Below are 14,700 nucleotides of genomic sequence, written 5' to 3' on the forward strand. Positions count from 1 at the left end.
TCCACAAGCAAGGCGGCGCCACCGTCAGCCGGTGATTCAGTTTTATTTGTTTTATTCAGATATCCAGGGGTTACTGCCTGTTATTCAGGCGGATTATTGCCCCAGATCTCCTGCCAGTAAATTTGCCGGTCATTACCATGGAAACGACCAAAATAGGCCGTTGCCTGAGGATTGCCGTTGCTGCTGCCATCCCAGGTGAATTTAAGCCAATCGGCAACCGCCGCTTCAATGCTGACCTGGCCGGCACTGCCGGGGGCGCTAAGCGCCAGCATCCCATAGGGACTGGTGCCCGCAGCTAAAGTTCCATTGCCGCCCATGGCGCTGGTCCCAAGGCCATGGGTGCCGGTGGGAAAACCCAGGTCGCCAAACGCGGTGGCGGTGCAGCTATCGTCGCTGTTGGCCACAAAATAGTTGCCGTTCCAGTACTGGGTGTGCAGCGAAATGGGCAGGTTTTCGTTCTCGGGACCACTAGCATCGTCCAGAACCGCCCGGCCATAACGCAGGGAGGCAATAGTACCCCACAGCGTGCCGCCGGTCAGGGCCATGTTTTGTGACGCCATTCGTGTTTGTCGGCCCCCGATGCGGTTAGCGGCGCTTTCCCCGTCGTTAAAGACCGCTCCCACCTGCACATCAGTAAAGGGGCCTTCGGGGGCGTTGCGGGCAAACCGGATGTCACTGTTGCTGAAATTGGCGGCCTGGCCCTGGTTCCAAAGGGGCGCCGGGCCGTTATCCACCAGCCTTGCCGATTGGTCGGCACTGGCAAACTCGCTCACATACCCCAGGCGACCCAAGGCAAAGGCGCCGCTGTAGTTGTAAGTGCGCTGGCCCTGCACGTTTTGGGCGGTCAAGGTGCCACTTAAGGTGAAAGGCTGGCCGATATAGGTGTAGGGATTGGCCGCGGCGCAGCTGCCGGTCAGCACCTGGCTGCTGAGCAGCACGGTGGCCGGTACAAACTTGCCGATGGGCTGGCTGCGAGAGCTGTTGATGCTGGTGCCAAAATAGCTGGGCGGCGCCGCGCTAAAAGAAAACACCCCCACTTCGCTGACCGACTGGCTGACCTCGGCCAGGGCAGAGGTTGCCAGGCCATGGTCGTAACTGCTGGTGCCGACAGTGCCGCTATGGCCGCCCGCAGGGGCCAAAAGCACCGCCCCGAGGTTGATGCCGCTTTGGCGATAACTGGGGGTATTGATGGGGTTGGCGCAGTAATAGCCGCCCTCGCCGGTGGCGCTGTCCCAGGCTTTGGCAATGAGTTGCAGCGGGAAGGATTCACCGGCGTAGCGGTACAGGTGGCAGCTGGCGTCGCTGGCGCTGCACTCCCCGGCGCTGCTTTGGCTTTGGATGCAAAAGCCCACCGGGCGGCTGACAAAACTGTCTGAGCCGCTCATCACCAGGCCGTTTTCCTCCGTGGTGCCGGTGTAGCGGGCGTTAAGCTGCATGCGCCCGGCGTCTTGGTAATTCACATTGAGGGTGGCTTCGCCCTGGCTGTTAAAGGTGAGCTGCTGGCTGGTGGCCTCGCTTTGCTGGGTACCGATAGCCACGCCATTGACCGACACCGCCCTGAATACCTGTTTGTCGGCCCGGATCGGGTCTTCATAGTTGGACCACAGCGCCAGGGTCTTGGTGGTGCTGGCAAAGGCTGGCACGCAGCGCTGGCTGGTGTCGCTTTTCTTCACCGCCTTAAGCACCGCGCTGGCGCCCTGGTTGGCGATAAAATCCGGCACATCAAACACAAAGCCGCTGTCGGCAAAGGTCAAAGTGCAGTTGCTACTGGGAGCGCCGCCGTCGATGGAGCACAAGGTCTGGCTAAAGGCCTCGGTGGCTGGGGTGGAGGACGGCACGTCCAGGGTCAGGGAAGCGGCCGTGCCCTGATGCAGGCTGACAGTGGTGCTGCCACCGCGAAAGACCACCGGGTTGGCTGGCCAGCCACTAGCAGGGCTTAAGGTGGCGCTGACTTCATCGGTGTAAAGCTGGCTGCAATCGGCGTTGAGGCAAGCCTTGATGGTGACATCATGGCCAGTGCAGGTCAGGGCATTAGCGCTGTAGTCGAGCTCGAAATGATGAATTTGCTGGCCCAAGTCGCCAAGCTGCGCGGCGCAGACCTGCAAGTTATCTATTTCGTGATAGTTGGAGTTGGCCCCGGTGGAGCCGGTAAAAGACAGGAAGAAATTTTGCGGCAAATTGCTCTGGGTCAACTGGCCCAAGGCATTGTAGTTGTCGATAAGGGTGACAAAACCGTTGCCGTTATCCCGCTCCACCTTGACCACGGCGCTGCTGGGGCCGCTGCTGGAATCGAGGGTAACCCGGTAGCGATGCCCCGGCGCCGCCACGTTGGAAGAACGGGCGTCGATGGCCGGGCTCAGGTTGGCGCTGGTGCCAATCAGGTAGCGATAGCCACTGGTGCCGCTGCCGGAGCCGCGCAGCGCCACGGCGTTGGTGCGATAACCGGGGCCCCCTTCACGGCCCTCTGAAGCAGCCGAATAGTTGCCAAACTCATCCAGTCCCACCCCCAGCCAGCCACCGGCAAAGCCGTTAATGCCGGTTTTCTGGGCATAGCCCAGGGAGCCGCCGTAAGCGCCGGCCCTGGGGGTAACGCTGGCGTCGGAGAAGATAGCAGCCATGCCGTCGGCGCCGCTGCCGCTGTTTGGCGACCAGCCGTAATAGTCGAACTGCACTATCACCAGGTTGTCGCTGGCCGGCAGTATTTTCCGTAACGACAACGCAGTAGCTTCTTCCGGCTGGTCTTGGGTCAGGCGCAGCCGGCCGCCTACGATAGAGGGCGAGAAACTGCCTCTTGAGGAAGAAACGGTCCAATCGTCCCCCAGACTGGCACGATCAAAGTCGTCACTAAAGCACTGCAAAGCCTGGCTGCACAGGGTGCGCTCAGTCATCAGCGCCGCCACTTGGTTGTTGGTCAGGGCGCCATCGTATATCCGCAACTCATCCAAAGCCCCGTCAAAGAAGCGGTCGGTCAGGCCCTGGTCCTGGCCCAATTGCAGGGGGGCATTGTTGGTCATCAGGGTTTCGTTGTAGCTGCTGGACACATCTTCCCGGCCATTGATGAAAATACTCTGGCGGCCAGGGGTGTATCTGACGGTGACATGGGTCCAGCGGTTAAGTGGCACCACTGTCTGGCTGGTTAAGGTGCGCTCGTTACCACTGCTGCTTTGCCACCACCAATAGAGGGTGCCATTGGGCAGGATATGGAATTCATAGTTGGTGTCTTTGGACAAGATGCTCATCATCTGCCCGCTGCTGTAGCGCTTGGGATTGACCCAAATGCCGATGGTCAGATGCTGGCTCAGATCCAACAAGGGATTGTCAGCCAATTGCAGATACTGCTGCTGGCTGCTGTCGAACACCCCGTAACGGCAGGTACCCATGCCGTCAACCGTGGCCAGCGCAGGATCACTGCCCTGGGTGGTGGCACCGTTAAAAGCGGTACCGTTAAGGTGGTTGGCGGAACCGTCTATCACCTCACCGCTGTTGCCGCTGTAGGCAGACTCGTTCAGGTGCCAGCTCAGCACCGGTGGCGTAGGATTACAGGCATTGGCCGGGGTGGAGTTGGGCAGGCAGGTGCCATAAACGCTGCTGCTGTTGTTAACGTTGATGGTGGAATAGGCTGGCGCCGTCAAATCCCCATACACAATGGTATTGCCGTTAAGGGACACGGCACCCGAGTTGGTGCTGATGGTAACGCTGCTACCGGCAGAACCCAGAGTGCTATCTGTTACGTCCATACTGCTGGCACCACTGAAACTGCCGCCAGTCATGTTAACGCCGCTCAAGGTGACGGTGTTATTGGAGGTCATGACAAAGTCGCCACTCAACGTTCCCCCGGTAAGGTTCATGCCGGAGCGGGCCGTGGCACCGCTTTGCAACGTGGTGTTCTGGGTGGTGAGGGTACAGCAGCTGGTGGTAACGGCCCCCGAGATGGTGCCGCCGGTCAAGCTGATGCTGCCATTACTGGCGGTCAGGCTGCTCTGCACATAAGCGTTGTTGGTGGTAATGCCGTTATGAGCACTGACGCTGCCGGTAACGGTGCTGTTGGTCAGAGTCACCGTGCTGTTGGTGGTAATGCCGCCGGTGACGGTAGTGCCGGTAAGGCTGATGGCGCCGCTGGAGCTGCTGACATTACCGTAGATACGGGTGGTGGCACTGCTGGTGATGGCGCCGTAAGTCGATTGCAGGCTAATACCGTAATAGCTGCTGCCGATGGTGTTGTTGGTCAGACTGAAGCCACCACGAGCAATCAGGGTGCTGTTGCTGTTGGTGGTGATCAGGTCACCACTGGCCAAAGTCACCTTGCCGGTGCAGGTGTAGGTAGTGCCGCTACTGCTCCAGTTGCCGGAACAGGGGATAGAACGATAGGAGTTGCCAGTCAAACTATAAGTGGTGGCCAAAGCGCTACCGGGCAAGGCGCAAAGCAGCAATAGGCCCAGCAATAACATCCTTTTCATTGGCTTACCTCCACAGACAAGGTGCGGCTGGTGGTCAGGCGCCCGCCCTGGCAACTGGCGCGGCTGGTGACCCTGGCCACAGCCGGCATATCGTCTGAGCTGGGCACATACTGGCATTGCACCTCGGCCTGGCAGCCCGCCAGCCCTCCTGCGTTGAAGTGTTGCGAAAAACCCGTAAAACAACCAGCCAAGCCACTGTTATTCATAGGGTAGAGCTTTACCAAGCCCCCTTGCAGGCCGCTTTCGGCGGCCAGATAAGCGCGGGTGCCCCACACCTCATAGACCACGGTACCGGACTGGCGCGCCAGCATCGCCGCCAGCCCCGCCACCAGCAGGCTCATCACCACGATAATAAACACCGCCATCATCAGGGCACTGCCCTGCTGGCGCTTAGCGTCAGGGCACATTGGGCTGATGAACCTCGAGGTTGAAAAAGAGATCGTCCTGGCTGAGCGCTTCAAAGCGCAGCAGGATATGCACCACGGCATTGCGGGTCAGCGTAGCGCTGTCATAACGAAACAGCGGCTCGCCGCCATCGGCCAATTGCTCGGCGATGAGCTGGCCACCGGCAAGGCCGGCCCCCGGCGTCGGCTGGGTGGCACTCAGCCCGTAGAATTGATAGCGATAAAGGCCACTGCCCTGGCGGCAAAAACTCACCGGCGTGGCCCCCAGGTAAAGGCGATGGCTGGGGGAGTCCTTGGCGTAACGGCTAGCCTCGGAAAGGGTCAGCAGGTAGAACCCCTGGTTGTCGTAAGCCGAGCCGGTCAGCTGCTGGCTGCGCCGGTCAGTGTCGCTGGCGGCGTAGAGCTGGCCGGGCTGGGTGGGGTTGATGATGGCCCAAAGCTGGTTGCCAAAAAAATCGCTGTTCCAGCTGATGCTGTCGCCACTGGCCGGGGTTGAGCCGTCCGGCGGTAACCAGCGGGCCTTGATGGTACTGGCGCTCTCTGGCGCTAGTGGCGCCTGCAAATAACGCATGGCCACCACGATAGGCACAAATTCCAGGCAATTGCCGCCGCTCGATACCCGCACCGAGTTGGGCACGGCGTTACGTAGCTCGCGGGTGAGGCGCTCTACCGCAAAGCGGCCCTGGCTCAGGGTTTGGGCGCGCCCGGCAGTGTCGGTATAAAGCTGGGTGCCAAAGCGCAGGTAGCCATAACCGCCAAGGCCGATCACCCCCAGCAGTACGATCACCGCGATCAGCTCTATCAGGGTAAAGCCCCGGCTCATCACCAGTTCCCCCGGTAAGCGCTAAAGACAATATCGTTGCCTTCCGGGGTGGTCACCGCCACATTGATGCGTTTGGCCTGGCGGTTATCAAGGCCAAGGGCGGCGCCGTCATACACCACAGTGACCTGCACCCGGTACTGGTTGTAAATATCGGCAAGGGAAGGGTCGAGGTTATCCACCACCTGGGCGCCACTAAGAGACAAGCCGTTAAAGTCGTCGACATCGTTGTAGTCGTGCCAGCTCGGCTCGCTATCGGGCCCTAAGGTGCTTGAGCAGGCCGGCACTGGCGGTGTGCCGGTGTCGTCACAGCGGCGCCCCGAGAGCGGGCTTTGCTGGTCAAAACGCCGGGCCAGAATGCTGTTTAACAGGCTTTGGCCAAGCTCGGCGGCCCGCACCTGATGCCAAGGGTCGGTGCTGCGCACCGCCAGCGGCAACAAACTGGCGCTGATAAGGGTAATGGCGATGCCCAGCACCACCATGCCCACCACCAGTTCGAGCAAAGTTACTCCGGCTTGCTGGCGCCTTAGCATGGGTGGATATACCCCTGGCTTTCGATGCACAGCGCCGTGCTTTGCGCTGATTGCACCTCAAGGCGGCAGCCGTTGTTGCAACGGCTGGCCTGGCCCATGGCGTTGAAAACCAGTGTTGCCGGCAAAGCCATGGCGCTGGCGCCGTTGGTTAAGGCCAACGAGGCGCTGCCTGCGCCAACGGTGAGGTCGTCCTCGGCGCTGAGCGCGCAATTGGCGTCAGCCACCCGCACGCTGTGGCTGGCGACAAGCAGGCTGTGGCAACTGCTGGAATCGGTGCGCTGCATGGCTTGCATCTGCACCTGGCGGGCCAGCGCCAGGATCTGGTCCCGGGTCACGACATCGTCGACCCCAGACCTGTCAAAAAAGCGGCTGCCTATGGCAACCGAGAGAATGCCCAGCACAATAATGACCGTGACCAGCTCCACCAGGGTGAAGCCGGTCATGGGCCGGGTTATGCCGGGGCTTGCTTGCATTAGTTGGCAGCGCAGTCGCGGCTGATAGTCGGGGAACCGTTGGACGCCGCCGGAGCTTGATAACTGACGGTACAAGTACTGTCTTCGTTGTAGGTAAAGGTGTAAGCCGCGCCGCTCACAGCAGGAGTCCAAGGCGAATCAATTTCGACGGCCTTGGCAATACCGTCGGCAGAAGCTGCAGGGTAGCCGTACACCAGAGCCACGGTGTCGTTACCGTTCACAGTGACGGTTTGTGAACTGTCGCCGGTATTGGTTTTGGAGGCGATCAGCGCCTTGGCATACACCAGTTGGCTGGCGCCTTTGAGGGAAGCCTCAACGCCGTGCGCAGCCGCTTCCTTGGCATCATCCTGCAAGTTGATGAACTTGGGTACGGCGGTGACGGCCAGGATCCCCAGGATGATGATCACCACCACCAGTTCGATAAGGGTAAAGCCCTGTTGTCGGTTCATAACGTATTACTCCATTTGCTTGTTGCGTATTGAGGCCTAATTGTTGTTGTACGTCATCACCTTGCCGGTGAGAGGCTGGTAGGTGAAGCTGTTGCCCACGCCGGCGGTGTTGTAGTCACCGGCCGCCGGAAGCGAACTCTTGTTGAGGGTAGCGATAAGGTAGTAGACGCAGGTATCGCCGCCGCTGCCGCTTTGCAGCCGCACCAGATAGCGGTTGCTGCCGATGTTGCTGTCGCTGGTGGTGGCCCGTGGCGGGCTTTGCAGTATGGCGTCCAGCACCGCCAGGCAGGCGTCGCTGCTCATGCCGCTGGCATAGGCGCCGGCCAGCCCGACCGGATAGCCGTTGGTGCCATCCACATAGATGGTCTCGTTATCCAGCGTTACCGAAGCGCCGGCCCCGTTGGCCGCGCCCTTGGGGCGCCCTTCCACTTCCCATTCGGCCCGCACCAGACCCACAGCACTGGCAAAGCCGCCGGCCACGCCTTCGACGGTGGCGTCTTGGGCATCATCGGTGACATCCAAAAAGCGCGGCAGCGCTACCGCCGCCAGCAGCCCTAGGATCACAATCACGATCACCAGCTCGATAAGTGAGAAACCCTGTTGCCCTTTCACTGCCCTTCTCCTTGTTTGAATGCTTCAACCCGGCCGCTATGGGGCCAGTAGTCAAAGCCCTCTTCCTCAACTGCAAAGCGGCAAAAATCGCCCTGCCAGCTTATCTGTACCTCGTCGCCGCCAAGGCTTGGCGGCAAACCAAAATCCTGCCAGAGCCCATCGCAAGGGGGCGCTGGCCAGCCATCTTCATTGATGGCAATGCTATGGCCCTGCCAGGTCACCGCCTGGCCCTTTTGTGCCATGGCCAGCACCCTGACTTGGTCCAGCTCCTTGATAAAGCTTTGCTGCGCCTGGCCCATCCAAGGGCCGGCCAGGGCTTTGTCATCGGGGCTTAGGCTCAGCAAAGTGGCCACCAGTAGCAATACAACTACCAGCACCGCCAGCAGCCTTAATCGCCGCTGGTAGATAACCGCCGTTACCACCCTCAGCTCTGGCCCTTGTAGGCGCGCATCAGGTCCCACATCGGCAGGAATACCCCCAGCGCCAGCAGCAGCACCAGAGCGGCCACAAACACAATCAAAATGGGCTCGATACGGGCCGTGAGGTTGGCCAGATCATAATCCACCTCCCGCTCGTAAAAACCGGCGGTTTCCAGCAGCATCTCGTCGATGTTACCGGTCTCTTCCCCCACTGCGAACATCTGCAGGATAAGGGGCGAGAACAACTGGCTCTGGCCGCCGCTTCTGAGCAGGCTTTCGCCGCCCTCGATACCCTGGCGCATGGCCAGGATTTTGTTCTTCATAAACTGGTTGTCGACGGCGTCGGCCACCAGGCTCAGCGCCTGGGGCAGCGGCACCCCGGCTTTGAGCATCATGCCGAGGCTGCGGGCAAAACGGGCCAGCAGCGCCCTGTTGATAAGCGAGCCAACAATGGGCAGCCGCAGCTTGCGGGTGTCCCAGAACAGGCGCCCCTTATCGGTTTGCAGCCAGCGCAGCCAGGCGGTCACCGCCGCGCCAATGGCCAGCAACAGCCACAGCCAGTAGTGTACGAAAAAGTCCGAGGTGGCCACCAGGATGCGGGTGGGCAGCGGCAGCTCGGCGTGGAAGCGTTTGAAAATTTCGGCAAACTGCGGGATCACCTTGAGGTTGACCACGGCGATGGCAATGGCGATGGCAATCACCACAAAGCTGGGGTAGCGCACCGCCGATTTAACCCGGCGCCGAGTTTCCTGCTCCTGGTTTAGATGGTCACAGAGCTGGGCAAAGGCCTCGTCCAGGCGGCCGGTGTTTTCCCCTACGTGGATCATGCTGACAAACAAGCTGGAAAACACCTTGGGGTGGCGGCTAAGGGCGGTTGAGAGGTTGCGCCCCGCTTCCAGTTGGGTGGCCACATCCGCCAGCACCTTGCGCAGCACCTTGGACGGGCTGGTTTCGGCCATGCCGGCCACGGCCCGCAAAATGGGAATGCCGGCCTTGGTTAACGAATACATCTGGCGGCACAGCATCAGCATGTCGTCCAGTTCTACCCGGCCTTCAAAGAGATTGAAGCGGATGGGCTGGCGAGCCGGGCGCAACGACTCGGCGCGGATGCGTCGGCCCAAGAGCTGCTCGAAAGCTGCCTCTTCAGAGCCCGCATCCACCAAGCCTTTGACCACCTGGCCGCGCTCATCCTTGCCGCGATAGTAGAACTGGCTCAAGCCTCAACCTCCGCGCTGTCCCAGAGTTTGAGCACTTCCTCGGCCGAGGTGACCCCTTGGCGAGCGTAATCAAGAGCCATCTGCACCAGGGGCCGGTACAGGGGGTGGCGATGGGCCGCCAGGGTAAAGGCCTGAGGGTCTTGGCTGCGCATGGCTTCGTTCATGGCGCCGTCCAGCTCCAACAGCTCAAAGACGCCAATCCGGCCCCGGTAACCGGTGTGATTGCAGGCCTGGCAGCCGTGGGGTGCCTTGAAGCCGGTTTCATCCAGCGGCCCTTGATTGAGCTGTTCGAGCAGCAGCTTGTCTTTGGGGTCCAGCGGCTGGGGCCGGGCGCATTTGCTGCAAAGGCGCCGCACCAGGCGCTGGGCTATCACCGCCCGCAAGGCGCTGGCCACCAGGTAGCCCTGGGCGCCCATGTCGATAAGGCGCAGCGCGCAAGTCACCGCGTCGTTGGTGTGCAGGGTTGAGAGCACCAAGTGGCCGGTGATGGCGCCGCGCAGGCCGATTTCCACCGTTTCTTCGTCCCGCATCTCGCCCACCATCAGGATATCGGGGTCGTGACGCAAGGTGGTGCGCAGCACCTGGGAGAAATTCAAACCAATCTTCTGGTTGACCTGCACCTGGTTGATGCGCGGCAGCCGGTATTCCACCGGATCTTCAACGGTGATGATTTTCTTGGACGCCTCGTTCAGCTCGGCCAGGGCGCCATAGAGGGTGGTGGTTTTCCCCGAGCCGGTAGGGCCGGTAACCAGCACCATGCCGTGGGGGCGCTTGAGGTTGCGGCGAAAATGGGCCACCAAATCGGCTGGCATGCCGGTTTGTTCCAGGGTCAGCAAGCCTGCCGACTGGTCCAACAAACGCATTACCACCGCTTCGCCGTACTGCACCGGCATGGTGGATACCCGCACGTCGATGCTGTGGCCGCGGATCTGCATATGAAAGCGCCCATCCTGGGGCAGGCGCCGCTCGGAGATATCCAGCTCCGCCATCAGTTTCAGGCGCAGCACCAGGGCACTGGCTACCCGCGCTTCCTTGAGCACGTTTTCCTGCAGCACCCCGTCGATACGCTGGCGAATGCGCAGCTGGTGCTGCTCGGGCTCGATATGAATATCCGAGGCCCGCATCTGCACCGCGTCTTCAAACAACGATTGCAACAGCCGCGCCACGGTGGCGCCGCCTTCACCGTCTTCCCGGGCCAGGGTGCCAAAGTCAAAATCGGCAGTCTGCTGGTGCTCTTCTTCGAGCTGCGAGGCAAAGCTGGCGATTTCCTGGGTGCGCCGGTAAAGCCCGTCAAAGGCGTTTAGCAGCTGCGCTTCTTCTACCACCGCCAGGCGCAGCTCGCGGGGCGCCAGGCGCTCTTCCAGGGCGTCCAGCGCTTGTAAGTCAGCGGGGTCTGACATGCCAATCAGCACGCTGTCTTCGTCCACTTCCAGCACCAGGGCCCGGTAACGACGGGCCAGCACTTCGGGAATCAGCTTGGCAAGGCTGGGGTCGAGGCGTCTCTCGGCAATGTCCAGATAAGGGATCTTCAGCTGATGAGACAAAAAGCTCAGCAGCTGCTGCTCGCTCAAATAACCAAGCTCCACCAAGGCGCGGCCCAATTTGCGGCCAAGGCGATGCTGGCTGGCCAGCGCCTGCTGCAGCTGCGCTTCGGTGATGATGCCTTCGGCAACCAGCAGGTCGCCCAGGCGGGTTTTCAGTCGTGGTTGGCTCATGGTGTCTGTTCCAGTGCCTGCCAGCGGGCGCGGGCATACTGGCGCGCCTCATCGGACAGGGACGCGGCGTCCAGCGCCTTTTGGTAGGCCGCTGCCGCTTGGCTTGATTGGTGCAGGCCTTCAAGGGTGAGGCCAAGGGCTACCCACAAGCGGCCGTCATTGGGGTAGTGATTGGCAAGTTCCCGGTACTGGGCGGCGGCGGCGGTTAAATCGCCACTCAAACGGGCCAGTTCGGCTTTGAGTTGCAGGCCACTGCGGCTGGTTGGCGGCATCATCTGCAACTGCTGGTAGGCCTGCTTGATATCGCCTTTTTGCACCAGCACCCGGGTCAAAGCCAGGCTGACCTCGGCGTCGCTGTCACTGAGCGGCAGCAAGGTGGCGATGGCGTCATCCAAACGGCCCTGCTGCTGATACAGACTGGCCAGGGCCAGGCGGCTCGGCTGGTGCTGGCTATCTGCAGCCAGGGCCGCTTTCCAATCACCCTCGGCTTCCAGCAGCTGTTGCTGCTGCCAGGCCAGCAGAGCGCTTTGGTACAGGCGCTGAGCCTGCTGGGCCGGGCTTAGCAGCTCGCGCTGCACTCTCGCCGCAGCAGGTTTGGCGGTAGCAGCCTTGGCAGGAGCCGCTGTCACAGGGGCTGCGGCTTTAACGGCAAAGGCCTTGGCGGGCAAGGGCCCGGCTTTGGGCGCGGCGGGCAGCGCTTTTACCTCTGTGACCGGCGCGCTAGCCGCTGCCTTGGGCTCAATAGCAGGCGCCGGTTTCAGCTCGGCTTTGGGCGCCGCTGGCTGGGGTTGAACATCAGCTTGGGGCGCCGCCTCGCGGGCCGTTATCTCGGGCTTGGAGGCGGCCGTCTCTACAGGCGCCGGGCTTTGCGGCGCCTTGGCGCTGGCCAGCAGCAGCGGCGCCGAGGGCAGCAACGTGGCTTGGTTGGTGCCGATATCGCCCCGGTACCACCAGCCGCCAGCCGCCATGGCAAGGGCGGCCGGCACTGCCAGCAGCCAGGGCCAACGGGCTTTTTTAGCAGCCTCAAAACGGGGCTGGGGCCCGGCTTGGGCGGCGCCTCTTTTGTCGAGATCCTTGAGCATCTGGTTCAGTACGCTCATAACAAGGCTCCTGCCGCCCGGTAGCAGCTTTCGGTGTCGCGAATAGCCAGGCGCATCTGCCGCCAACCGGCCTGTTTAAGGCCCTTGCCAAAGGCCAGCAACAGCGCCTTGTGGCAAAGGATATTGACCAGCCTCGGAATGCCCCTTGAAGCTCGGTACAGCGCCCACAGCGCAGCGCCGCTAAACAGCATCTTGCCACTACCGGCGCAGCGCAGCCGGTGGCCAACGTAGTAGCGCAGCTCCTGGCGGTTCATGGCCCTTAGCCGGTAATGAAAGCTCACCCGCTGAGCCAGTTGGCGAAGGTGATGCTGGCGCAATCTGGCGTCCAGCTCCGGCTGGCCAAGCAGCACTACCTGCAGCAATTTACGCGACTCGGTTTCGAGGTTGGTCAACAGCCGCAGCGCTTCGAGGGTTTCATCCGGCAGGGCCTGGGCCTCGTCGATAATCACCACCGGCGACCGGCCATTGGCGGCCAGGCCAATCAGTTGGCGCTGCAACAGGTGGCCAAGCTGCTGCTGGTCGATATTGCCGGTCTGTTTAAGCCCCAGCTCCATGGCCAGCGCCCAGCGCAGCTCGCCTGGGCTGAGGTCCGGGTTGGGCAGGTATGCCAGGGTAAACGGCGCCGCCAGTTCCGAGAGCAGGCGGCGGCACAGCAGGGTTTTGCCGGTGCCCACTTCGCCGGTCACCTTGATAAAACCTTCACCGTCGGCCAGCGCCAGCTTGAGCACATCCAGCGCCTCTGCATGCATGGGCAGATCGCAATAGAACGCCGTGCTGGGGCTTAGCCCAAACGGCTTATCGCTGAGGCCGAAGTGCTGCAAATACATCAACGGGCCTTGGGATACCATTTATCCAGCAGCTCGCGGGACCTGTCCAACTGCGGCGCCCAGTCCTGGCTGCCTTCAATGACCACCGGTTTCAGCAAAATCACCAGCTCGGTTTTCTCTTTGACGTCGCGGCGGCTGGTAAAGAGCTGGCCCAGCCAGGGAATGTCTCCGAGCAGCGGGGTTTTGGAGACCTGCTGGCGATTATTGGTGCGCATCAGGCCACCAATCACCACCACATCGCCACTCTTGGCCCGCACTATGGTGTCGGACTCGCGGATATCGCTATGGGCCAGCGGCAGTACCGTCGGCTCGGTGCTGCCGGAAAGCGACAGGGTTTTAATTTGCTCTGAGACATCAGTAACCGAGGGGTGCACGTGCAGCAACACATGGCCATCGGCGGAGATCTGCGGGGTCACATCCAGGGCGATACCCGAGAAGAACGGCGTTAACTGGATACCGTTACTGATGGTGTTGGTGCTGGTGCCGCTGTTGGTGAGCTGGGACTGCACGTCGGTGACGAAATACTCGTCGCTGCCCACCTTGATCACCGCTTTTTGGTTATTGGTGGCGGTAACACGCGGACTGGACAGCACCTGGGTGTCGCCCTGGGTATCTAAGAGATTAATAACGGCGCCAAAGTCGCCTTTGCTGAAGGTAACCGCCGTTACCCCGCCTAAGGCAGCAGACAAGGCGTTGGACGGCGTGACCCCGGAGGTGGTGAGGTTGAACTGGTTGCGGCCGGTGGCGTCCTCGAAGGCCCGTTGCCAATTGATGCCCTGTTGGTAATCGTTGTTGAGGGTGACTTCAATGATCTTGGCCTCAAGCACCACCTGGCGCTGCAGGTGATCCTGAGTCTGGGTGAGAAAATCCTTCACGTTTCGCAGCTCGTCCGGGTAGGCCCGCACCGTAACCAGACCGGCTAATGGGTCCACCGCCACCATGCGGCCATCACCCTTGCCAACCATGGCGTTGAGCACTTTCTCGAGCTGGTCCCACAGGTCCGCTTCGGAGCGGGACTCAAGGCGGGTGCCAGAGGTCATCTCGCTGCTGTTGTTATTGAGCGAGCCGTTGCCATTGCCGTTGTTGTTGTTATCAAAGCCGTTGTTATTGTTGGCATAGTTGCCGTTGTTGTTGCGATTGCTTTCGGTCAACTGCCCGGAGGTAATGGAGGTGCGCGACAACCCCTTGCGGCTCATCAGCAGGTAGTTGACGGCCAAGGTCTCGGTGCGCAGCCCGGCCGGGTATACCCGTACCAGGTTGCCTTGGCGGCGAATGTCATAGCCGTAGAGATCTTCGAGCACCGAGAATACGTCGGCCAGGGTGACATTATGCAGATCCAACGTCACCTTGCCGGTTACCCCCGGATGCAGGGCCAGCGAATAAGGGGTGCCCTTGACCAGCCCCGCCAGCAGGTCCCGTACGTCGGTGTCCTTGGCCGAAACATTAATGCGCTGCTCCGGCATCGGCGGCGGCGCCACCAGCCCGGAAAGCAGTTCCCGCTCCAGGGCCGCCGGCGGTTTTGGCGCCGCCGGTTTGGCCGCCGCTGGCAACTGACTTTTGACATCGGCAACGCCACGGTTGGCATTGCGCTGCGACGGGCTCTGGCAGGCAACCAGCAGGGCTGCCATCAGCAAGGTCACAGATTGGGTGGTTAACCGTCTTAGCATGGGTTCC

The 14,700-nt window shown here is 61.3% G+C and carries 13 protein-coding genes; all 13 read right to left on the reverse strand.

All coding sequences use genetic code 11. The features are described 5' to 3' along the window. Nucleotides 1-80 precede the first annotated feature (80 nt). The 13 genes from EDC28_RS02620 to mshL are packed head-to-tail and all read right to left on the reverse strand — an operon-like array spanning nucleotide 81 to nucleotide 14,693. A complete protein-coding gene (locus EDC28_RS02620; protein ID WP_148049784.1) occupies nucleotides 81-4,457 on the reverse strand; it encodes a DUF6701 domain-containing protein in 4,377 nt (1,458 codons plus the stop codon). Beyond that, nucleotides 4,454-4,864: a type II secretory pathway component gene (locus EDC28_RS02630; RefSeq protein WP_123420548.1), complete on the reverse strand. Its 411-nt coding sequence runs from the start codon at nucleotides 4,862-4,864 to the stop codon at nucleotides 4,454-4,456. The genes EDC28_RS02620 and EDC28_RS02630 overlap by 4 nt, the downstream gene beginning before the upstream one ends. Continuing rightward, complete coding sequence (locus tag EDC28_RS02635; RefSeq protein WP_123420549.1) at nucleotides 4,854-5,684, reverse strand: prepilin-type N-terminal cleavage/methylation domain-containing protein; 831 nt, start codon at nucleotides 5,682-5,684, stop codon at nucleotides 4,854-4,856. Before EDC28_RS02635 ends, EDC28_RS02630 begins: the two co-directional genes overlap by 11 nt. Next, nucleotides 5,684-6,214: a prepilin-type N-terminal cleavage/methylation domain-containing protein gene (locus EDC28_RS02640; protein WP_123420550.1), complete on the reverse strand. Its 531-nt coding sequence runs from the start codon at nucleotides 6,212-6,214 to the stop codon at nucleotides 5,684-5,686. The genes EDC28_RS02635 and EDC28_RS02640 overlap by 1 nt, the downstream gene beginning before the upstream one ends. After that, nucleotides 6,208-6,657, reverse strand: a complete 450-nt coding sequence (locus tag EDC28_RS02645; protein WP_170164005.1) for a prepilin-type N-terminal cleavage/methylation domain-containing protein — start codon at nucleotides 6,655-6,657, stop codon at nucleotides 6,208-6,210. The genes EDC28_RS02640 and EDC28_RS02645 overlap by 7 nt, the downstream gene beginning before the upstream one ends. Nucleotides 6,658-6,686: 29 nt before the next feature. Next, nucleotides 6,687-7,136: a type II secretion system protein gene (locus EDC28_RS20400; RefSeq protein ID WP_123420552.1), complete on the reverse strand. Its 450-nt coding sequence runs from the start codon at nucleotides 7,134-7,136 to the stop codon at nucleotides 6,687-6,689. A 36-nt stretch (nucleotides 7,137-7,172) separates the two neighbouring features. After that, nucleotides 7,173-7,748 carry a type II secretion system protein gene (locus tag EDC28_RS02655; RefSeq protein ID WP_123420553.1) on the reverse strand — a complete coding sequence of 192 codons (576 nt, stop codon included), beginning with the start codon at nucleotides 7,746-7,748 and terminating at the stop codon, nucleotides 7,173-7,175. Continuing rightward, on the reverse strand, nucleotides 7,745-8,209 hold the full coding sequence (locus EDC28_RS02660) for a hypothetical protein (protein WP_148049785.1): 465 nt from the start codon (nucleotides 8,207-8,209) through the stop codon (nucleotides 7,745-7,747). The genes EDC28_RS02655 and EDC28_RS02660 overlap by 4 nt, the downstream gene beginning before the upstream one ends. Continuing rightward, entirely contained in the window at nucleotides 8,173-9,384 is a 1,212-nt protein-coding gene (locus tag EDC28_RS02665) for a type II secretion system F family protein (protein ID WP_123420555.1), read from the reverse strand. The genes EDC28_RS02660 and EDC28_RS02665 overlap by 37 nt, the downstream gene beginning before the upstream one ends. Continuing rightward, nucleotides 9,381-11,099, reverse strand: a complete 1,719-nt coding sequence (locus EDC28_RS02670; RefSeq protein ID WP_123420556.1) for a GspE/PulE family protein — start codon at nucleotides 11,097-11,099, stop codon at nucleotides 9,381-9,383. The genes EDC28_RS02665 and EDC28_RS02670 overlap by 4 nt, the downstream gene beginning before the upstream one ends. After that, complete coding sequence (locus tag EDC28_RS02675; RefSeq protein WP_123420557.1) at nucleotides 11,096-12,199, reverse strand: tetratricopeptide repeat protein; 1,104 nt, start codon at nucleotides 12,197-12,199, stop codon at nucleotides 11,096-11,098. Before EDC28_RS02675 ends, EDC28_RS02670 begins: the two co-directional genes overlap by 4 nt. Further along, nucleotides 12,196-13,026 carry an ExeA family protein gene (locus tag EDC28_RS02680; RefSeq protein ID WP_050659037.1) on the reverse strand — a complete coding sequence of 277 codons (831 nt, stop codon included), beginning with the start codon at nucleotides 13,024-13,026 and terminating at the stop codon, nucleotides 12,196-12,198. Before EDC28_RS02680 ends, EDC28_RS02675 begins: the two co-directional genes overlap by 4 nt. Continuing rightward, nucleotides 13,026-14,693: a pilus (MSHA type) biogenesis protein MshL gene (gene mshL, locus EDC28_RS02685; protein ID WP_123420558.1), complete on the reverse strand. Its 1,668-nt coding sequence runs from the start codon at nucleotides 14,691-14,693 to the stop codon at nucleotides 13,026-13,028. Before mshL ends, EDC28_RS02680 begins: the two co-directional genes overlap by 1 nt. Nucleotides 14,694-14,700 lie beyond the last annotated feature (7 nt).

Origin of the sequence: Gallaecimonas pentaromativorans, assembly GCF_003751625.1 — a bacterium.
GTDB classification, from domain to species: domain Bacteria; phylum Pseudomonadota; class Gammaproteobacteria; order Enterobacterales; family Gallaecimonadaceae; genus Gallaecimonas; species Gallaecimonas pentaromativorans.